16 protein-coding genes, 1 other RNA gene, 2 pseudogenes and 1 riboswitch are annotated in these 19,411 nt (G+C 61.9%); of the genes and pseudogenes, 5 read left to right on the top strand and 14 right to left on the bottom strand.

The window, feature by feature from the left end; translation table 11 throughout:
• Positions 1-67: 67 nt before the first annotated feature.
• The 3 genes and pseudogenes from ACR3EN_RS03505 to pdxR form a co-directional block, all read right to left on the bottom strand.
• The gene (locus ACR3EN_RS03505) at positions 68-2,884 is read right to left on the bottom strand and encodes a molybdopterin oxidoreductase family protein (protein WP_480825538.1); all 2,817 of its coding nucleotides are present in this window, start codon (positions 2,882-2,884) and stop codon (positions 68-70) included.
• A gap of 168 nt (positions 2,885-3,052) precedes the next feature.
• Positions 3,053-4,819 carry a sulfoacetaldehyde acetyltransferase gene (gene xsc, locus ACR3EN_RS03500; RefSeq protein WP_480825536.1) on the bottom strand — a complete coding sequence of 589 codons (1,767 nt, stop codon included), beginning with the start codon at positions 4,817-4,819 and terminating at the stop codon, positions 3,053-3,055.
• Between the two features lie 124 nt (positions 4,820-4,943).
• A pseudogene (gene pdxR, locus ACR3EN_RS03495) lies at positions 4,944-6,403 on the bottom strand (MocR-like pyridoxine biosynthesis transcription factor PdxR).
• 115 nt (positions 6,404-6,518) lie between these two features.
• Between pdxR and ACR3EN_RS03490 the strand changes: the two are divergent.
• Both ACR3EN_RS03490 and ACR3EN_RS03485 read left to right on the top strand, forming a co-directional pair.
• The gene (locus tag ACR3EN_RS03490) at positions 6,519-6,827 is read left to right on the top strand and encodes an ArsR/SmtB family transcription factor (RefSeq protein ID WP_480530648.1); all 309 of its coding nucleotides are present in this window, start codon (positions 6,519-6,521) and stop codon (positions 6,825-6,827) included.
• Positions 6,820-7,851 (top strand): permease, encoded by a 1,032-nt coding sequence (locus ACR3EN_RS03485; protein ID WP_480825532.1) that lies wholly within the window; start codon positions 6,820-6,822, stop codon positions 7,849-7,851. The genes ACR3EN_RS03490 and ACR3EN_RS03485 overlap by 8 nt, the downstream gene beginning before the upstream one ends.
• A gap of 40 nt (positions 7,852-7,891) precedes the next feature.
• Here ACR3EN_RS03485 and ACR3EN_RS03480 read toward each other — a convergent pair whose 3' ends face one another.
• Entirely contained in the window at positions 7,892-8,281 is a 390-nt protein-coding gene (locus ACR3EN_RS03480; RefSeq protein WP_480825530.1) for a hypothetical protein, read from the bottom strand.
• Between the two features lie 54 nt (positions 8,282-8,335).
• The gene (locus ACR3EN_RS03475; RefSeq protein ID WP_480825528.1) at positions 8,336-9,097 is read right to left on the bottom strand and encodes a DUF1013 domain-containing protein; all 762 of its coding nucleotides are present in this window, start codon (positions 9,095-9,097) and stop codon (positions 8,336-8,338) included.
• A 130-nt stretch (positions 9,098-9,227) separates the two neighbouring features.
• Between ACR3EN_RS03475 and ACR3EN_RS03470 the strand changes: the two genes are divergently transcribed.
• Positions 9,228-9,869, top strand: a complete 642-nt coding sequence (locus ACR3EN_RS03470) for a ribonuclease T2 family protein (RefSeq protein WP_480825526.1) — start codon at positions 9,228-9,230, stop codon at positions 9,867-9,869.
• On the opposite strand, the gene ACR3EN_RS03465 is transcribed toward ACR3EN_RS03470, so the two are convergent.
• The 4 genes from ACR3EN_RS03465 to ACR3EN_RS03450 form a co-directional block, all read right to left on the bottom strand.
• The gene (locus ACR3EN_RS03465; protein WP_480825524.1) at positions 9,866-10,354 is read right to left on the bottom strand and encodes a hypothetical protein; all 489 of its coding nucleotides are present in this window, start codon (positions 10,352-10,354) and stop codon (positions 9,866-9,868) included. The genes ACR3EN_RS03470 and ACR3EN_RS03465 overlap by 4 nt on opposite strands.
• A gap of 326 nt (positions 10,355-10,680) precedes the next feature.
• The gene (gene recR / locus ACR3EN_RS03460; RefSeq protein ID WP_480825522.1) at positions 10,681-11,274 is read right to left on the bottom strand and encodes a recombination mediator RecR; all 594 of its coding nucleotides are present in this window, start codon (positions 11,272-11,274) and stop codon (positions 10,681-10,683) included.
• Positions 11,275-11,335: 61 nt separating this feature from the next.
• Positions 11,336-11,680, bottom strand: coding sequence for a YbaB/EbfC family nucleoid-associated protein (locus ACR3EN_RS03455; protein ID WP_480825520.1), 345 nt, complete (start codon positions 11,678-11,680; stop codon positions 11,336-11,338).
• Positions 11,681-11,902: 222 nt separating this feature from the next.
• Positions 11,903-13,660: a DNA polymerase III subunit gamma/tau gene (locus ACR3EN_RS03450; protein WP_480825518.1), complete on the bottom strand. Its 1,758-nt coding sequence runs from the start codon at positions 13,658-13,660 to the stop codon at positions 11,903-11,905.
• Positions 13,661-13,828: 168 nt separating this feature from the next.
• Between ACR3EN_RS03450 and ACR3EN_RS03445 the strand changes: the two are divergent.
• Positions 13,829-14,330 (top strand): annotated as a pseudogene (locus tag ACR3EN_RS03445) (protein-tyrosine phosphatase family protein).
• Between the two features lie 3 nt (positions 14,331-14,333).
• Here ACR3EN_RS03445 and ACR3EN_RS03440 read toward each other — a convergent pair.
• A complete protein-coding gene (locus ACR3EN_RS03440; protein WP_480825514.1) occupies positions 14,334-14,873 on the bottom strand; it encodes a hypothetical protein in 540 nt (179 codons plus the stop codon).
• Positions 14,831-15,053: riboswitch (cobalamin riboswitch) on the bottom strand. It overlaps the preceding gene by 43 nt.
• A 121-nt stretch (positions 15,054-15,174) precedes the next feature.
• Here ACR3EN_RS03440 and ACR3EN_RS03435 point away from each other — a divergent pair.
• A complete protein-coding gene (locus tag ACR3EN_RS03435) occupies positions 15,175-16,032 on the top strand; it encodes an alpha/beta hydrolase family protein (protein ID WP_480918390.1) in 858 nt (285 codons plus the stop codon).
• Between the two features lie 18 nt (positions 16,033-16,050).
• Here the strand turns inward: ACR3EN_RS03435 and rsgA are convergent, their stop codons facing one another.
• The 4 genes from rsgA to ACR3EN_RS03415 form a co-directional block, all read right to left on the bottom strand.
• Positions 16,051-17,079, bottom strand: a complete 1,029-nt coding sequence (rsgA, locus tag ACR3EN_RS03430; RefSeq protein ID WP_480825510.1) for a ribosome small subunit-dependent GTPase A — start codon at positions 17,077-17,079, stop codon at positions 16,051-16,053.
• A 160-nt stretch (positions 17,080-17,239) separates the two neighbouring features.
• Positions 17,240-17,338, bottom strand: an RNA gene (gene ffs / locus ACR3EN_RS03425) — signal recognition particle sRNA small type.
• Between the two features lie 39 nt (positions 17,339-17,377).
• A complete protein-coding gene (locus ACR3EN_RS03420) occupies positions 17,378-19,258 on the bottom strand; it encodes a bifunctional 2',3'-cyclic-nucleotide 2'-phosphodiesterase/3'-nucleotidase (RefSeq protein ID WP_480870686.1) in 1,881 nt (626 codons plus the stop codon).
• Positions 19,182-19,403, bottom strand: coding sequence for a hypothetical protein (locus ACR3EN_RS03415; protein WP_480825588.1), 222 nt, complete (start codon positions 19,401-19,403; stop codon positions 19,182-19,184). Before ACR3EN_RS03415 ends, ACR3EN_RS03420 begins: the two co-directional genes overlap by 77 nt.
• Between the last annotated feature and the right edge of the window lie 8 nt (positions 19,404-19,411).

Raw genomic sequence — 19,411 nt, 5'->3', positions numbered from 1 at the left:
TAGGAGCGAGGGGCCAGCCCCTCGCGCTCCCCGGGATATTTATGGCCAGATGAAGGGTGGATCCGGCTCATTTGCCGACCTTCCATGCCAGGTCTTTCGGGCCGGTTCCGACGGGGGATTCGATCGGCGCGAATTCAGGCTGGCTTTGGGCGTCTGTCGGGGGGGCGGTTTTTTCGATTTTGACCTTCAGGTCGAACCAAGCGGCCTGACCCGTTATCGGGTCCGAGTTCGCCCAACGCATACCGTCGCCTTTAGGCGGCAGCAGTTCGTGGATCAGGTGGTTCAGCAGGAAGCCTTTGGTGGCCTCGGGTGCGTCTTCCTGCAAGGCCCACGCGCCTTTGCGTTTGCCGATTGCGTTCCAGGTCCAGACGGTGTTTTCGTTCAGGGCGGCCATCTCCATGACCGGGACGGTGATCTCGCCGTGTGGGGAAGTGACCTTGGCCCAGTCGCCGTCTTGCAGGTTGTGCGCGCGCATCAGTTTGGTGGGGACGTAGAGCGGGTTGCGGCCGTGCAGTTGCCTCAGCCATGCGTTTTGGGTGCCCCAGCTGTGATACATCGCCATGGGGCGCTGGGTCAGGGCATTTACCGTGAAGCCGTCATTGCCGTGCTGGTCGGTTTCATACCAGATTGGCAGCGGGTCCATGGAATCTTTGATGCGTTGTCGCAGGTGGTCGGGGGGTTGGTTCGGTCCGTGCCCTTCGGCGGCCAGTTGGAACTTGCGCATCGGCTCGGAATAGAGCTGGAACAGGTAGGGTTGCGGGCTGTCATAGAGGCCCATGCTGACCGCCCAATCCTGATAGGCCGTGTTCCACGGTTTGTAGTAATCCGCGCCTTCGGGGATATGCGCCACATAGAAGCCGCCGTTTTCGATATAGCGGTTCAGCTGGTCGGGATTGACCGCGCCGCGTCCTTCCTTGTCGCCATCTTCGCCCCGGAACCCGGCCAGCGGTCCGATGCCCGGTTTGCGTTCGTGGTTGACGATATAGTCGGCATAGTCTTTCCACTTGGGCGTACCGTCTTCGTTGGTGAAGCCGGGCAGGCTCATGCGGTTGGCGAGCTGGATCAGCACCGACTGGAAGCCGCGCACGTCGCGGTCGGGTTCGACCACGGGCCAGCGGATGGCGTCGGCGGCGGCGTCAGCCTCGCAGATCGGGCGATCCAGCAGCGAGATACAGTCGTGGCGTTCCAGATAGGTGGTATCGGGCAGGATCAGGTCGGCATAGGCCACCATTTCGGAAGAATAGGCATCGGAATAGATGATCCTTGGGATGACGTATTTGCCGTCTTCGTTGCGGGCTGACAGCATCTCCATCACGCCCTTGGTGTTCATGGACGAGTTCCACGACATATTCGCCATATACATGAACAGCGTGTCGACCTTGTAGGGATCACCGGCGGCGGCGTTCGAGATCACCATATGCATCAGCCCGTGGGCGGACATCGGGTTTTCCCACGTAAAGGCCTTGTCGATGCGCTGAGCGGTGCCGTCTTCGTTCAGCAGCAGGTCCTCGGGGCCGCGCGGGAAGCCGAGGTGAGGGCCTTCCAGCGGGCGGCCCGGGCGGCGGTCGCCGTGCGGGGTGGGGTGCGCCTCGACGGGTTTGGGGTAGGGTGGTTTGAAGCGGAAGCCGCCGGGGACCTCGACCGTGCCCAGCAGGATTTGCAGTACGTGCAGCGCGCGGCAGGTCTGGAAGCCGTTGGCATGGGCCGAGATGCCGCGCATGGCGTGGAAGCTGACGGGGCGGCCTGTCATCTTGGAATGTGTCTCGCCGCGGAAGTCGGTCCATTCCTGATCCAACTCGATGGCCTCGTCAAAGGCCACACGGGCGATTTCGGTGGCGATGGCGCGGATTTTCTTTGCCGGGATGCCGCAGCGGTCGGCCACCTTTTCTGGGGTGTGATCGTCCGAGAGGTATTTCTCGGCCATAAGGTGAAAGACGGGGCGGTGGGTGACGCCGTCTTTGTCGTAGGTGGCCGACAGGTCCGGGCGCACGCCGGGTTTGTCGAAGGCGGTGGGTTCACCGGTCACGCGGTCAATGACCAGCGGCTTGCCGTCGTCGTCGCGCAGGAACAGGCCCTTTTCCGGGCCTTCGCTGGCATTCACCAGAACCGGCGCGTTGGTGTAACGGCTGAGATAGTCGAGGTCGATCTTGCCCGCCTTCATCAGCACATGGATCAGCGACAGGATGAACAGCCCGTCGGTGCCCGGCGTGATCCCGACCCAATCATCAGCCACGGCGTTATAGCCCGAGCGGATGGGGTTCACCCCGATGACCCGCGCGCCGCGCGCCTTGATCTTGCCGATGCCCATCTTGATCGGGTTGCTGTCGTGGTCCTCGGCCACACCGAACAGCATGAACAGCTTGGTGTGGTCCCAATCGGGCTGGCCGAATTCCCAGAAGGCTCCGCCCATTGTGTAGATGCCGCCCGCTGCCATGTTGACGGAACAGAACCCGCCATGGGCTGCATAGTTGGGCGTGCCGAAATTTTGTGCCCAGAAGCTGGTGAAGCTCTGGCTCTGATCCCGCCCGGTGAAGAAGGCCAGCTTGTGCGGCGCAGTCTCGTGCAATTCGTTCAGCCAGCCGACGGCGGTGCTGATCGCCTCGTCCCATTCGATCTCGCGGAATTCTCCGGACCCGCGCGGGCCCACCCGGCGCAACGGTTTGCGCAGGCGCGAAGGCGCGTTTACCTGCATGATCCCGGCGGAGCCTTTGGCGCAGAGTACACCCTTGTTCACAGGGTGATCGCGGTTCCCTTCGATATAGGCGACCTTGCCATCTTTCATATGCACGTTGATGCCGCAGCGGCAGGCGCACATATAGCAGGTCGTACGTCGAACCTCGTCCGAAACCTTGGGCGACAGGTCGATCCTGGGCTGCTGCGTCACGTCAAATCTCTCCCCTGTGGCCGGTCGTTTTGAGACCTGAACCTGCGGGCCATTCTTGAGAGTTATGGGGCCGGGCTCAAGCGTTTCGTTACTGGTCAGACGGTTTTCCGGTTTTTTCGAAACTAAGATATGAGGGCCGGACCCAAAGGGCCCGGCCAAACCATTGCATTACTGCGGGCGCATGTCAGCGGCGTCGATGCCTGCCACTTCGACTGGCTTCTTCATCGCGTCGCGGCGGAAGGGTTCGCCCAGTTCCTGGTTGATCATGGCTTCGATCAGGGTGGTGATGCCGTTTTTCTGATCCTCGATCGCCTGCGCCAGCGCCGCCGTCAACTCGTCCATCGTGCGGGCGACCACGCCTTTCAGGCCGCAGGCCTGCGCGATGCCAGCGTAAGAGACCTGCGTGTCCAGTTCGGTGCCGACGAAATTGTCGTCATACCACAGGGTCGAGTTCCGTTTCTCAGCACCCCACTGATAGTTGCGGAACACCACCTGCGTGATGGCGGGCCATTCCTCGCGGCCGATTGCGGTCAGTTCTGTCACCGCGATGCCGAAGGCACCATCGCCCGAGAAGCCAACAACCGGCGTATCCGGGCAGCCGATCTTGGCGCCGATCACCGAAGGCAGGCCGTAACCGCAAGGGCCGAACAGGCCGGGGGCCAGATATTTGCGGCCTTCTTCGAAGGACGGATAAGCGTTGCCGATGGCGCAGTTATTACCGATATCCGAGGAAATGATGGCCTCTTTCGGCAACGCGGCCTGAATGGCGCGCCATGCCTTGCGAGGGCTCAGCCAGTCGGGCTTGGCCGAACGGGCGCGCTCGTTCCAGGTGGTGCCGGGATCGTCCTCTTCGTGATCCATCGAGGACAGCTCCTGCGCCCAGGCCGATTTGGTGGTGGCGATCAGGTCCTTGCGGGCCTGACGACCTTCATCTCCGGCGGTGCCCGAGAGTTTCTGCAGTAGGGTGTTGGCAACCTTTTTAGCGTCGCCCACGATGCCGACGGTGACGGGCTTCGTCAGGCCAATGCGTTCCGGTTTGACATCGACCTGAATGATCTTCGCCTCAGTCGGCCAATAGTCGATGCCATAGCCGGGCAGGGTTGAGAACGGGTTCAGGCGCGTACCCAAGGCCAGCACCACATCCGCCTGCGCAATCAGCTGCATCCCGGCCTTGGACCCGTTATAGCCCAAGGGGCCTGCGTGCAGCGGGTGCGAGCCGGGGAAGGCGTCATTGTGCTGATAGCCGCAGCAGACCGGTGCATCCAGACGCTCGGCCAGCGCGACAGTTGACGGGATCGCACCCGACAGAACCACGCCTGCACCGTTCAGGATCACCGGGAAACGGGCGTTCGACAACAGTTCGGCGGCCTGATCCAGCGCGGCCTCGCCACCCGAGGGCAGTTCGAAATCGACGATGCGGGGCAGTTCGATATCCACCACCTGCGTGAAGTAATCGCGCGGCACGTTGATCTGTGCGGGCGCGCTGTAGCGCTTGGCGTTCTGGATCACGCGGCTGAGCACTTCGGCCATGCGCGAGGGGTCACGCACCTCTTCCTGATAGCAGACGCAATCGGCGAACATATTCATCTGCTCGATTTCCTGAAACCCACCCTGACCCACGGTCTTGTTGGCGGCCTGCGGCGTCACCAGCAGCAGCGGTGTGTGATTCCAATAGGCGGTCTTCACGGCGGTGACAAAGTTCGAGATGCCCGGCCCGTTCTGCGCGATCATCATCGACATCTTGCCGGTGGCGCGGGTGTAGCCATCCGCCATCATCCCGCCCGAGCCCTCATGCGCGCAGTCCCAGAAGGTGATCCCGGCCTTGGGGAAAATGTCCGAGATCGGCATGAAGGCCGACCCGATGATACCGAACGCATGTTCGATCCCGTGCATTTGCAGCGTTTTGACGAAGGCTTCTTCGGTGGTCATTTTCATCTGCATGTTCTCCGATCAAGGATGGCTGGAACGGGGTCTGTCGCCCCTGTTTTCCGGTTGGTTTTGACCCAAGGGTGCTTATGGCGATAGGGCCAGAACCGCGGGCGGGATAGGTCCAGTCGCCTCATGCCTGCCCAATGGCTTCGGCGATTTGTGCAATTCCTGGTCCGATCCGTTCGGGCGAGATCGAGGAATATCCGAGGCGATAGTAGTTTCGAGGTTTGTCGGGTCCGGAAAAGAAGGGCTCTCCGGGTTCGATATGCACACTTTTGCCCTGCAGGTCATGGGCCAGACGTGTGGTGTCGACATGCGCGGGGGCCTGCATCCAGATCGACGACCCGCCCAGCATCCCGCGCCCCGCGACCGTCAGGCCGGACTGCCGGATCGCCTCATCGATGGCCTCGCGCCTGTGCTGCAGGGCCTTGGACATGCGCCTGATCTGCGCATCGTAATGCCCCAGCGACAGGAAATACGCCGCTGTGCGCTGCACATGACCGGGCGGGTGGCGCAGGACCAGAGACCGCAGGGCGCGGGCCTCGCGGATGAAGCTTTCGGACCCGACCATGTAGCCCAGCCGCAGCCCCGGAAACAGCGATTTCGAGAAACTGCCCACATAGATCACCCGCCCGTCCGTATCCAGCGACCGCAGCGCGGGCGAGGGGGCACCCAGAAAGGACATCTCGAACTCATAATCATCCTCGACGATCATCGCATTCAGCTCACGCGCGCGGTGCAGCAGCGCGCGGCGGCGATCGATCGGCATGGTGGCTGTGGTGGGACACTGATGGCTGGGGGTGGTGAAGATCACATCGGTGTCGTCGGGGATCGCATCGGGCGGCAGGCCGTCGCGGTCAACCTTCAGGGGGTGACTTTGCACTCGGAGTGGACCAGCAGATCGCGCAGGGCATAATAACAGGGATCCTCGATGGCTGCCTTGCGATCCCGGTTGAGCAGCACCCGTGAGGCCAGCCACAGGGCATTTTGCGCCCCGAGCGTAATGAGTATCTCTTGGGGTCGTGCGGTGATCCCGCGCCGGGGCAGGGTGTGGCGCGCGATGAACTCGATCAACAGGGGGTCGTCGCGGTCTACATAGTCTCCGGTCAGTGTATCGAAATCCTTGTGGCCCAAAGCGCGCACCGCGCAGAGGCGCCAGTTGGCATGGTCGAACAGATCCCGGTCGGCCTGACCGTAGATAAAGGGGTAGCGGAACTCTCGCCAGTTGCTGGGTTTTTGCAGAAAATCCCCACCTGAGAACTTCCGTGCCAACGCGATGTCCCAATCCACGGCATCGGTATCGTGCCGCGTTGGCGTGTAGGTTGGAGGCACGGGAGCATTCTCGGAAACATAGTAGCCCGAGCGGCCCCTGGCGGTAAGATAGTCGCTTGCCAGCAGCTCGGTATAGGCCAGCGTGACGGTGATCCGGCTGACCCCCAGATGCTCCGCCAGTTTGCGGGACGAGGGCAGCTTCTCGCCCGTATGAAAGCGGCCCGACAGGATGCCCTCGGCAATCATCTGTTGGATCTGCGCCTGCAGCGTGCCCTGCCCGTTGCGTTCCAGAAAGAAGGTGTCGACCGAGATGCCCATGGAAGGGTTATAGATTGGACCTAAGGTGCGGGCAATCTGGACTTATTCGCGCGCGATTGACACGTGGCCTTAAAAGAACTAAATAACCAGAAATATAGTTTAATGGAGATGGCAAATGTGGGAATCAGCCGCTGCCGGGTTTTCGGCCATGGGGTCCGAGGCCCGGCTGAAGGTCCTCAAGACGCTGGTCCGCGCCGGTCAAACAGGGCTCACCGTCGGAGAGATTCAGAACCGCACGGGCATCGCGCCGTCGACGCTGGCGCATCACCTGCGGTTTCTGGCCGCTGGTGGCGTGGTCGAGCAGGAAAAGGTTGGGCGCAGCACCATCAATCGGGCGTGTTTCGACGAACTTAGAAACCTCGCGCAGTTCATCCTCAGCGAATGCTGCGCAGACGAAGTGGGAAAGGCCGCGAACGATGGCTGAACTGACACAGAATCCCAAGCCACTGGGGCGGAACGTGGTTGACCTGATCAAGACGCCTTGGGCGCTGATCGTCGCCCTGTTGATCACCGTCGCGCTGCTTGATCCCGGCAACTGGGTCGAGGTCGTGACATTTGCCGGCAAGGCGCTGGCGCATACAGGGCAATACATCCTGTTTGCGGTGCTGCTGTTGTCTTACCTCAAGGCCACCGGGGCCGAGGTTATGGTGGCCCGTGCGTTTGAAGGGCGCGAAACGCGGATGATCTTTCTCGCTGCACTGTTTGGCGGGCTGGCCCCGTTCTGTTCCTGCGAGGTGATCCCGTTCATCGCCGGGCTTCTGGCGCTGGGCGCACCCTTGTCGGCCGTCATGGCTTTCTGGCTCAGCTCGCCTTTGATCGACCCGCCGACCCTTTTGATCACCGCAGGCGCGCTGGGCTGGCCCTTTGCCATCGGCAAGGCGGTTGCCGCCGTCGCGCTGGGCCTGTTCGGAGGCTTCGCGGTCCGCGCCCTGATGCGCGGCGGCGCGTTCGCTCAGCCTCTGCGTGAATACAAGCCCGCGGGTTGCTGCGGCTGCGGTCCGAAGAAAGACGACAAACCGGTCTGGGCATTCTGGCAGGAGCCCGAGCGCCGGGTGCGCTTCCGCTCTGAATTCGTCCATAACGGCCTGTTTCTGCTGAAATGGCTGGCGCTGGCTTACGTGCTTGAGGCGCTGCTGGTCAGCTATGTCCCCGCCGACCTGATCGCCCGCGTCGTGGGCGGCGAGGGCGTACTGCCCATTGTCACCGCCGCGCTGGTCGGGATGCCTGCCTACCTGAACTCTTACGTCGCGCCACCGCTTCTGGCGGGGCTGATGGAGCAGGGGATGACCGCAGGCGCTGCGATGGCCTTCATGGTGGCCGGGGCCGTCAGTTCGATCCCGGCGATGGCGGCGGTCTGGTCGCTCGTTAAACCGCGCGTCTTTGCCACCTATCTGGGCCTCGGCATCAGCGGAGCCATCATTGCGGGCATTCTGTTTCAGATGATCTGAAGGAAAACCGCCCGGTGTATCCACCGGGCGGTTTTGCTCGTCAGCTTGCCTCGCAATAGCGAGGCAGTTTGAATCGGTATCGCGGCTCTCCGCTTTCGACGAACACACGTTTTTCGATGCAGGCGTTGTCACCGACGGTTTGCGAAACCCGCCCCTCGGTCGAGGTGATCGACGTCGCAGACCCATCGGGCAATCGTACCGATGCGATGACACCGTTCTTGAGATCCCCGTTGATCGGAGTCGCCGACAACACGGGCACCGTCATGAACGAATGGTGTTCGTGGTCGCCACTGTCGTTCAACACCAGAAGGGCTGCGGCGACAGCGACCACGCCGACACCGCCCAGTATAGCCAATCCCCTGGTTTTGACGAACGCGTAGATCGAGACGGCACGGTGTGGACCAAAAACTGCGGATAGAAAACTCAGCATTTCATCCCCCAAAGAAAAAGGCCCCAACCCTGCGCGGTCAGGGCCATCCGCGCATCAGGGGCGCAGATCATCCTCGTCTTCGTCATCGCCGCCGCCTTTGGGCAGATTGAAGAAGCTGTCGGCGTCGACAATGGCATCATCATCGTCTTTCTCGTCCGGCTCGTCCGACAACGAGAAGGTTTCAAGCCCTTCAATCGCGGTCGGGATTTTGGGCGCCGAGTCCATCTCCAGCGACTGCTCGGTGGAGACCAGTTTGCGGCGCTCATCATCGCTCATCACACCACCTTCGGCCGCTTTCTTGGCAGCGGCCTTCTGTACGATCGCGTCCAATTCGGACTGTTTGCACAGGCCCAGAGCAACCGGGTCGATGGGCTGCATGTTGGCGATGTTCCAGTGCGTGCGCTCACGGATCGACTGGATCGTCGGCTTGGTGGTGCCGACCAGCTTGGCAATCTGACCATCGCTGAGTTCCGGGTGGAACTTGACCAGCCACAGGATCGAGTTCGGGCGGTCCTGACGTTTGGACAGCGGGGTGTAACGCGGGCCGCGGCGCTTTTCCTCGCCCGAGGCTGCGGGATTGAACTTGAGCTTCAGCTTGTGCAGCGGGTTGTTCTGCGCCGTGTCGATTTCTTCCTGCGTCAGCTGGTTGTTGGCAATCGGATCAAAGCCTTTGACGCCGGCGGCCACATCGCCATCCGCGATGCCCTGCACTTCCAATTCGTGCATGCCTACGAAATCCGCGATCTGCTTGAAGCTGATCGTGGTGTTGTCCACCAGCCATACGGCGGTTGCTTTGGCCATCAGGGGTTTTGCCATCAGCCCGTCTCCTATAAATACATCTGTCCCGTCGCCGGAATTCGGCGGCCCCGTGATCTTGGGGCAGGTTTCCGTTGTCGGGGAACTTGGGGTTTATATAGTCGGGTCAGGGTAAGAAGGAAAGAGGCGAATGCGCCAAGGGATTCAGGGGCTGATTTTATGGGCGCTGAGCGCCGTGGCGGCGCTGGCCGAGGGCGAGACGGCAGGGGAATTTGACTACTATGTCCTGTCGCTCAGCTGGTCGCCCAACTGGTGCGCCCGCGAGGGTGACGCCCGCGGGTCGGACCAATGCGACGCGCGACACGATCACGGGTGGATATTGCACGGGCTCTGGCCGCAATTCCACCAGGGCTGGCCCTCTTATTGCCGAACGCCCGAGGGTCCGCCCTCGCGGGCGATGACGCGGGATATGGAGGATATTCAGGGCAGTTCCGGCCTGGCGTGGCATCAGTGGAAGAAGCACGGAACCTGCTCGGGGCTCTCGGCGGCGGGCTATTATGCGCTATCGCGGCAGGCATACGAGGCCTTTGTTCGTCCCGAGGTCTTCCGCAAGCTTGAAGCCTCGGTCAAGCTGCCTGCTTCGGTGGTCGAAGAGGCATTTCTGAACGCGAACCCCGTGCTTGAGCCCGACATGGTCACCGTGACCTGCAAACAGGGCTATATCGAAGAGGTCCGTCTGTGCCTGTCCCGCGAGCTGGACCCGGTACCCTGTGGCCGCGATGTGATCCTCGATTGCAGTGCCACGGATGCGCTGTTCGATCCGATTCGCTAGAGCTTTGGGTTCTGACAGTCCCGCGCGTATTCCAGTGCTTTTGCGGTCCCTTTCAGGTCAATCGCCATGACTGTTTCGCCTGCCGGGTTATAGACAGTCAGGGTCTTGTTCTGGGCAATGGCGTCGACAAAACTGCGGTCGGTGAAAAAGACCGTTGCACCGGGCACGTTACGTTCATTGAACCCGACAGCGGTGGCATCGTAACTCTTGCCATCGAGTTCGAACCGGATTGGATAGCTTTCACCCTGTTTGATGTTGCCCCAGGCCTTGTTGTAAACGGCGAAATACCCGCGATTGTCCAAGGCGTCATAGCCTAAGCGCACCACAGAAAGATCCTCATACACCGTCTGGATCAGGCACCCATTGCCAAGCGCAGGGTCCATCATGATGTTCCAGCCTTCGATGTAGCCCTTGTCGACGAGACTCTGAGCGAAAGAGGCGGTAGCGGTGAAAGCGGCGAGGGTTAGGGCGAGAAGGCGGGTCATGGGCGATGTCCTTGGAAGTCCGATTTGGTGATGATGCTACTCGGAAGCAGACCTGACTGAAACGGTGAATCTGGTAGGGGGATTTGGTTGGGCTCTCGTCCTGTGCTATCGCTCTACTGCGGGAGCGCGCTTTGGATATTGAAGCTTTCGTTTGCGGTAGAGCGCCATGAATTCACCAGAGATGAAGAAACTGCCACCCAGATACTTCGCCCGCCAAAGGCGGATTCACGGTATCCCAAACAGCGTAAGTCATTCATTTCTCTGAATTGCTTCAGCTTGAATCGTCTTTGAAAATGCTTGAACCGCCGCAAATTGCGATAAGAGCTTCATAGCTCTTTCCGCGCCCTCAGTGCCGCCGTAATCGTCCCGTCATCCAAGTAGTCCAACTCTCCACCAATCGGTACACCCTGCGCCAAGGAAGTCAGGCGGACCTGCCCTTCGAGCTGATCGGCGATGTAATGCGCCGTGGTCTGGCCGTCGACGGTGGCGTTTAAGGCCAGAATGATCTCGGTGACGCCTTCGGCCACCACCCGGTCTTTGAGGCGGGGTATGCGCAGCTCGTCAGGGCCGACGCCGTCCAGTGCCGAGAGCGTGCCGCCCAGCACGTGATAGCGGCCTTTGAACACGCCTGCGCGTTCCATCGCCCAGAGGTCGGCGACGTCCTCGACGACGCAAAGCTCTCCGGTTGCGCGGGCCTCATCGTTGCAGATGTCACAGATGTCGGTGGTGCCTACATTGCCGCAGTTCAGGCACTCGCGCGCCGTGATGGCGACCTGCTGCATGGCGTCCGACAGGGGCGTTAGCAGCAGCGCACGTTTGCGGATCAGGTGCAGCACCGCGCGGCGGGCCGAGCGGGGGCCGAGGCCGGGCAGCTTGGCCATTAGGTCGATCAGGTTGTCGATGTCGCTGTTCGAACTCACGGCCTGTCCTGCGTGGTGCCCGAGGGAGCCTCCGGCGGGAGTATTTTTAAAAAGATGAAGATCAGAACGGCAGTTTGATATCTGCCGGCAGGCCCATACTTTCGGTCAGTTTCGCCATCTCTTCCTGCGAGCGTTCCGCGGCTTTGGTCTGTGCGTCCTTGATTGCGGCCAGGATCAGGTCTTCGACTACTTCCTTGTCGTCGCCATTGAAGATCGACGGATCGATATCAAGGCCTTTGAGCTCGCCTTTGGCTGTGGCTGTGGCTTTGACAAGGCCCGCGCCGGATTCGCCGACGACCATCAGATTGTTCAATTCCTCCTGCATCTGGGCCATTTTTGTCTGAAGGTCCTGTGCGGATTTCATCATCTTGGCCATGTCGCCCAGACCGCCTAGTCCTTTGAGCATCGAGATTTCTCCTGTAAGTCCGTTTGAAGCCTAAATACGGGTGGCATCACTGCGACACAAGGGCCGAGGGCACTCCCGTCCATCGTCATTGTCTTTGACAGACCTTTCCTTTGGTTGGGCCCGGCAGCGCGGGCAAAGCTCGCGCTGCCGGGCCCAAGGCCGCTCAGGGGTATCGGCGCAGCCGATGGCACGTGGCGGGCGCGGGAGGGTTTGCGCAATTGATCAATCCTCCTCGAACGGGTCCCATTCGTCCTCGACCTCGGGCAGGGCTTCGGTTTCGACCTGCGCTGCGCGTTGCTCGGGCGTTTCGATGCTTTTGATCCGGGCCTTGGGAAACTGGGCGAGTACCGCCTGTACCAGAGGATGCTTGTGCGCCTCGGCTTTCAACGCCTCTTCAGCGGCGTTTTCCTTTTCATAGATGGTCTCGGCCCCGCCCTCATTGACCACTGTCACGGCCCAGCGATTGCCAGTCCAGCGTTGCAGCGCGCTGCCAAGGCGCTGCGCCAGTTGGGGCGAGGCGCGTTCGGTGGGTTCGAACTCGATCCGTCCGGGCTGGTAGGCCACCAGCCGCAGAGAGCCCTTGACCTCGTCCAGCAGCAGGCCATCGCGGTTGGCGCGGATCAGTTCGACCACATGGTCGAAGGTCGGATAACGGGCCAGCGCTGTCTGTTGGTCCTGTGCCAAAGCCGCGGTCGGCGCACCCGCTCCGCCGCGCGCGGGTGCCGCGTAGGCGGGCGTAACCGGGGCCTGCGCGCGCGTTGTGGCCTGAGAGGGTGCGGGCAGGCCGCCTCCGGGGCCGCCATTGGGCGGTGGTGGGGCATCCTGCAGGCGTTTGATCAGCTCTTCCGGGCTGGGCAGGTCGGCCACATGGGTCAGGCGTATAACGGCCATCTCGGCGGCCATCATGGCGTTGGGCGCGGCTGAGACCTCTTCCAGCGCTTTCAGCAGCATCTGCCACATGCGGGTCAGGACGCGCATCGGCAGGGCCTCGGCCATTTGCTGGCCCCGGGCGCGTTCGTCGGGGGAAACGGTTGGATCCTCGGCGGCGTCGGGCGTGATTTTCACCACCGAGACCCAATGCGTGATCTCGGCAAGGTCGCGCAGCACGGCCAGCGGATCGGCCCCTTCAGCATATTGGGCGCTGAGTTCGGTCAGAGCCCCTGCCGCATCGCCACGCAGGATCATGTCGATCAGGTCCAGCACGCGGCCCCGGTCGGCCAGACCCAGCATGGCACGCACCTGATCGGCGCTGGTCTCGCCCGCGCCGTGGCTGATCGCCTGATCCAGCAGCGAGGTTGCATCGCGGGCCGAGCCTTCAGCGGCCCGTGTGATCAGCGCCAGCGCATCTTCGGCGATCTGAGCGCTTTCGGCATCGGCGATCTTGCGCAGCAGGCCGATCATGTCTTCGGGCTCGATCCGGCGCAGGTCGAAGCGCTGGCAGCGGGACAGGACCGTGACCGGGACCTTGCGAATCTCGGTGGTGGCAAAGATGAATTTCACATGTTCGGGCGGTTCCTCAAGCGTCTTGAGCAGCGCGTTGAAGGCGCTGGTCGAGAGCATGTGGACCTCGTCGATGATATAGATCTTGTAACGGGCCGAGGCGGCGCGATAGCGGACGCTGTCGATGATCTCGCGGATATCATTCACGCCGGTGCGGCTGGCGGCGTCCATCTCCATCACATCGACATGGCGGCCTTCCATGATGGCCACGCAATGTTCGCATTGGCCGCAAGGCTCGGTCGTGGGCTTGCCTTCACCATCCGGTCCGATGCAGTTCATGCCTTTGGCGATGATCCGCGCGGTGGTGGTTTTGCCGGTGCCGCGAATGCCGGTCATGATGAAGGCTTGGGCGATCCGGTCCGCCTCGAACGCGTTTTTCAGCGTGCGCACCATGGCGTCCTGACCAACCAGATCGGCAAAGGTTTCCGGGCGGTATTTTCGGGCAAGCACCTGATAGGCGGGGCTGGGCGTGTCGGTCATGTCTGCTTTCGCGGATTCGAGTTCTGCCGCAGCGTAGAGGCCGCCGCCGCCCGCGTCCACCGCCCGCCTTCATGATTTTCGTTTTGGAAAGCCGGGCCACGCGGTTAAGATCGGACACTTGAAGACAGTAGAAAGATCTTATGATCAACGTTTCGGGGGGAACGTAGAATGTCTGAGATGGTTATCCACGCGCTTCAGGTTGGCGGAGGAACGCTTGCGCTGACATCCATGCCGGGTCGGGGGCGATTATCAGAGTGATCTTGATGCCGTGGCCGATTGGAAACCCGGCCTGATCCTGTCAATGGCGACCGAGGTCGAGATGATACTCGATGGCGCAAGAGATTTCGGGATCGACGTGCGAAGCCGCGCCTGCCGCTGGGTTCATTTACCGGTCGAGGATTATGGCACACCATCGCCCGAGGTCGACGAACGCTGGGTCGAGGTCAGCGCCGCAGCGCGTCATGCGCTGTCCGGCGGTGGGCGGATTCTGGTTCACTGCAGGGGCGGCTGCGGTCGCTCTGGCATGATCGTATTGCGTTTGATGATAGAATGCGGAGAGCATCCTGATGCTGCGTTGCAGCGGTTGCGCGCGTTGCGGCCCTGTGCCGTAGAAACCGATGCGCAGATGGAATGGGCGATTGCGCCCGCCGGCATTCTGGCGGCGGGCTGAAGATCAAGCCGAAGGGCGGCAGTCGGGTTGCATCGGTGCGCCCCGAGATAGCGTCAACGCTTCGAGCATCGCGCAAGGCGGTGTGGACAGGATATCCGTCGACAAGGCTGCGGTCTCGGAGCCGAACAACAGGTCTGCATAGCTGTCCAGTTGCTCGATGGCCTGGTCTGATCCGGCTCCGCAGAATACTCTGATTTCGTCCGCGCGGGCGCGAAAACGGGCGGTGCACCCGTCAGCGCAGTGCGTCAGTTCACTGCTGCCCTGAATCTCGAAATCTGCAGTTGTTGCCGGCGCAGCCTCGGTCATCGAATTGGCCAGTGCCCGTGCGATTCGCGCCAAAGCCGGACAGGTTTTCCCCGTCCTTTGGCAAATTGTTGCCGAGAACTGGTGGGTGCCGGTCTTCCATATCATACTGCGCCCTCCGCGCGTGGGGCTGAGGGTGTGAAACAGGTAGGACGGCATTGTGCTGTCAGGACCTGCCCGGACACCCCGCCCGAGTTTCAGTTTCGGTTCCGATGGCAGGTCTCCTGACTTGCGGGTCATGGCTTTGCCGACCTTCCCAGCCTTTCGGCCAGTGGCATTTCGGCATTGCTCACCGCTTACAGTTGCGGGGGCAGTCGCGGATTTGGTCCGTTCCGGTTGTCGCCGGGCAGGGCCGCACCGTGTTCCCTTTTCATCCCGGCCTTGGTCAAAGGCGCGGGAACCATCACCGCATCGCTAGCGGTTGGGCGGGCATCGAGTCAAGCGAATTGGCGGGCGGGGCCTTCCAGCGGTCCCGCCACGTCAATCTTGACTCTGCAGTGACGAAATGAACTGATCGGTTCAGATTGTGCCAGAGGACCCAATGTTAGATGCGCAGCAGACCGTGATGACGGAAGATTTCCGGTTCCCCTCCGGCCCTGCGATGCTGTCGGCGCGGCTCTACCGGCCCGCGTCAGAGCCGGAAACGGTCGTCGTGATCAACAATGCGACCGGTGTGCCGCGTGACTATTATCAGCATTTCGCCCGCTGGTTGGCGGCCGGGCATGGCATGGCCTGCCTGACCTATGATTATCGCGATTTTGGCCAGTCCCTGACCGGGCCGCAGAAGGCGTCGACGGTGACGATGGCGGATTGGGCGCTGATCGATATCCCGGCCGCGCGCAATGAGATGCGGCGGCGGTTTCCTCGGGCAAAACTCTGGAGCATTGGCCATTCGCTGGGTGCGATGCTGGGGCCGGTGCAACCCGATATCGACCGTATTGACCGGATGATTTGTGTCTGTTCCGGGCTGGTGACGCTATCGGATCACCCGTGGCCCTATCGCGCGCTGGCTGCATTGTTCTGGTACGGTCACGCACCGGTAGCGGCGCGTGCGCTGGGCTATCTGCCGGGTAAGGCGCTGGGCTTTGGTGAAAATCTGCCCGCTGGGGTTTATTGGCAATGGCGCAAATGGTGCACCGCGCCCGACAGCTATCTGCCCGAGATCGGACAGACCCTGCCCGCCGCGCGATGGTCCAGCATAGGCGGGCCCGTTGATCTGTTTGCCTTCGAAGACGACCAGATGGTGCCGCCCCAGGCGGTCTGGCGGTTGGCCGATCTCTATGGCCCGGAGGCGCGCCGACATCTGCTGTCACCGCAAGAGTTTGGATTGTCCAAGGTCGGCCATATCGGCGTGTTTGCCCGGCGCAACGCCGCCGTCTGGCCCCGCCTGATCGCCTGATCAGACGAGGCCTAACGGTCACAACCGTTTGCGCGATTTCTTCTCTTGCATGACTCCGCGCACCATCTTGCCGAACGCTTTGTCGCGGGCACGAGACTGCGCGATGGTTTCCGAGTTGCGCTGATCCTCCCGCCGCAGCTTGCGCCACCGCTCCAGTCGTGAGGGATCAAGCGCCCCGTCGCGGATCGCGTCCTGCACGGCACAGCCGGGCTCGGCCTCGTGCTGGCAATCTGAGAACCGGCAGTTCTGGCTAAGCTCCATGAGGTCCGAGAACACCTCATCCACGCCGTCCTGCGCGTCCAGCAACCGCAAGGCGCGCATGCCGGGCGTGTCGATCAGACATCCACCGTTGCGCATGCGGTGCAGCGCGCGAGCGGTGGTGGTGTGCCGCCCCCTCGCATCGTCCTCGCGGATGCCTGCCGTGGCTTGATCCTGCCCGGTCATGGCATTGGCCAGCGTCGTCTTGCCAACACCGGATGAGCCCACTAGTGCGCCGGTCTGGCCCTTTGGACACCACGCCAGAACCTGTTCGATCTCAACCGGGTCCAGCGCATTGATCGCAAGTACCGTCAGAAACGGGTCGATGGCTTGGACCTGCTGCACATAGGTCTCGGGCGCATCCGATATGTCGGCCTTCGTCAGCACGATCACCGGATAGCTTCCGGCCTGATGGGCCAGCGCCAGATAACGCTCCAGCCGGGGCAGGCTGAAATCGGCGTTGCACGAACTGATGATGAACAGCACATCGACGTTGGCGGCGATCAGCTGCGCCGACGCCCCGGTGCCCGCCGCCCGCCGTTGCAGCAGGCTGCGCCGCTCGAGCAGATGCCGGACGCGGTTGTTGTCGTCTGCCAGCACCCAATCTCCGACCGCGTAGGTCCCGGTGGGGTGGTCCGGGCTCTGCAACTGGGTTTCGCCATCCGGGCTAAGACCAATCAGCCGGTCCCGGTGGACGGCGGTGATGCGAAAAGGTTGGCATGAAGGGTTGGCCGCGTGTTGCGCGGCGAAATGAGAGGACCATCCGAGGTCCGATAAAGAAAGATACATTGCTCTGCCTGTGATCAGAAACAGCGTGTCCGTCGGATGGCAATCGCGCACCCGCTGGTCATGTGTTCAGGCAGTCAGAAGATCGCTGTGGATCAGAACCGGGCTGCCCGAAGGGTTTTTGCTACAATCATAAAGCCCTCCTGCGGCTATGGGTTGGTTCAAGTGAGAGGCTGGACATCGACCCAAGCGGGACTCGTTGTGGCTGCTTCCTTCCGGACCTGACCAGGTTGGCGAGGCGCTCGCCCGCGCCAACCTCTCGACCCCTCATATAGGCGCGCCGCGCGGCCTTGGCAACCCGTCAGAGCGTCAGGTGAACGGGCAGAAACCCGTCGGCATCCAGGGGCAGGAGGCGTGGAGCGTATTCGGCCAGCTCGTCCAGATATGCCCGCGCGCCGGGGCCCGTCCGCAGAATTGCTTCGGTCCCGGTTGGCGCGGTCAACGTGAACGGACGCGGTGCCTGTTCCAAAAGATCTTTGGGGCATTTTCCAGATAGGTAGTCGCACAAAAGATCATGAATACGCAGCGCGGGCAGTGTGATCATCTGTACCTGATCAGCAAAGGGAAAATGCCCGCCACCGCTGGCGCGATAGTTATTGGTCGCGATGACAAAGCTCTGATCGGAAGCGACCGGTTCGCCGTTCACCGCAAGCGCCCGGATGCGCCGATGGGCCGGGTCGGTCAGCTGGCCCGAGCTGTCGAAGCGGGCCGGTTGCGTCGGATCAATCTGGTATGTTGCACCGTGCAGGACGTCAAAGTTAAACCCGGCCCGATCAGAATCGATCAGGTCCGCGGGTTCTTTTGCGGAAAGCTGGTTGAATACCCCTGCAGACATCTCCAGCCAATCGCGCAGCTGCGCCCCCGTCACGCGGACCGCGCGCAGTTCATTGGGAAACACGTGCATATTGGCGACGTGGCGGATCGATATGTCGCCTGCCTGAACTTCGGTGTAGTACCCGGGGCCTGCACGGCCACCGAATTTTGCTGGTGCGGTCGCTGACAGAATGGGCAGACCCTCGCAGTCTGTCCCAACAAGGTAAGGGCGCACCGCAGCCGCCTGTGCTGCTGCCATCAGCGCCAAACCCCGGTCCGGCGCACAGTACGAGAAATAGCTGTGCAGCGTTTGCGGCACCGACCCCACTGGCTTGGCAACCCGCTTGCGCGTTTCGGCATGGCCTTCGGCAAAGAGTCGGGCGATCTCGGGGTCTTCAGGTGTGAGCTTGGCGGCGGTCTTGATCGGAACCGCCTCGACCCGGCTGTCCACAACAGTCCAACCGCGCTGCGGGTCTTGCTCAAGCTCCAGATCGATGACGCCAAGATGCGAGCCCCCCCATCCCGGCATCACGACCGGTTTGCCATGTACCAAGCCCTTCTCGTGATCGACAAAAGGCAGTCCTGCATGCGCCTTGCCCGGCAAGGACAGATGGGTGTGACCTGCAACAATGGCATCGATCCCATCCAGTGCGGCCAATGGGATCGTCGCGTTTTCAAGACCGACTTTCGCCTTTGCGTCGTTCAACCCCGAATGCGCCAGCGCAACAACCAGATCGCACCCTTCGCCCTCAAGGTCTGACACAGTCTGCCGGGCTGCGGACAAAATGTCGGTCACTTCGACCTGACCCTGAAGCATATGCGCTTCCCATTGCGCGGTTTGCGGTGGCACGAGCGACAGGACGCCGATCCGGATTGGAACCTCCTGCCCGATGACGCTGACATGCCGATCCAGAACGAGATAGGGCAACCACCCCTGCGATCCATTGGTTGCGCGCATGTTGCTGCACACCAGGGGGCAGGCATTCTGCGCGGCGATGCGATTGACGAAATCCAGCCCGAAGCCGAAATCATGATTCCCCAGCCCCACCGCATCGTATCCCAGCGCGTTGAACGCAGCGGGCAGCGGGTGCGCGTCGGGCGTGGCCTCTGCCGCCCAGTCACCAAACGGGGTGCCCTGCAGCGCGTCCCCATTGTCGAACAACAGCGTCAGAGCGCCCGCGCGCCGGGCTGCTTTCTGCGCCGCCCGGATCAGGCTGGCAGTGCGCGTCAGGCCCGTGTTCGTGTCAGGGTGATCGACGTAATAGTCGAATGGTGTCAAGTGCATGTGCAGGTCAGATGTCGCGAGTATCTGAAGCTTTGCGCGGGCATCCTGCCGTCGCCCAACGCGCTGCGATCTTGTCTTTGTCAAAACGTCTACTTCTGGCTGTCAATTTAACCCGGTATTCACCTAAAGAGGTACTTAGTGCAATTTCCGGGGCAGCGCTGCGGTCTTTCGGCGGCAGCATCAAAAATCTTTGTGTGGTGAATAGCCGTTGCACCAGCGGCAAAGACATGGCAGCCC

The sequence above is a fragment of the Ruegeria sp. G7 genome, assembly GCF_056535465.1.
The sequence above is the reverse complement of the archived record's forward strand: the minus strand, read 5'-3'. Positions and strand labels throughout refer to the sequence as shown.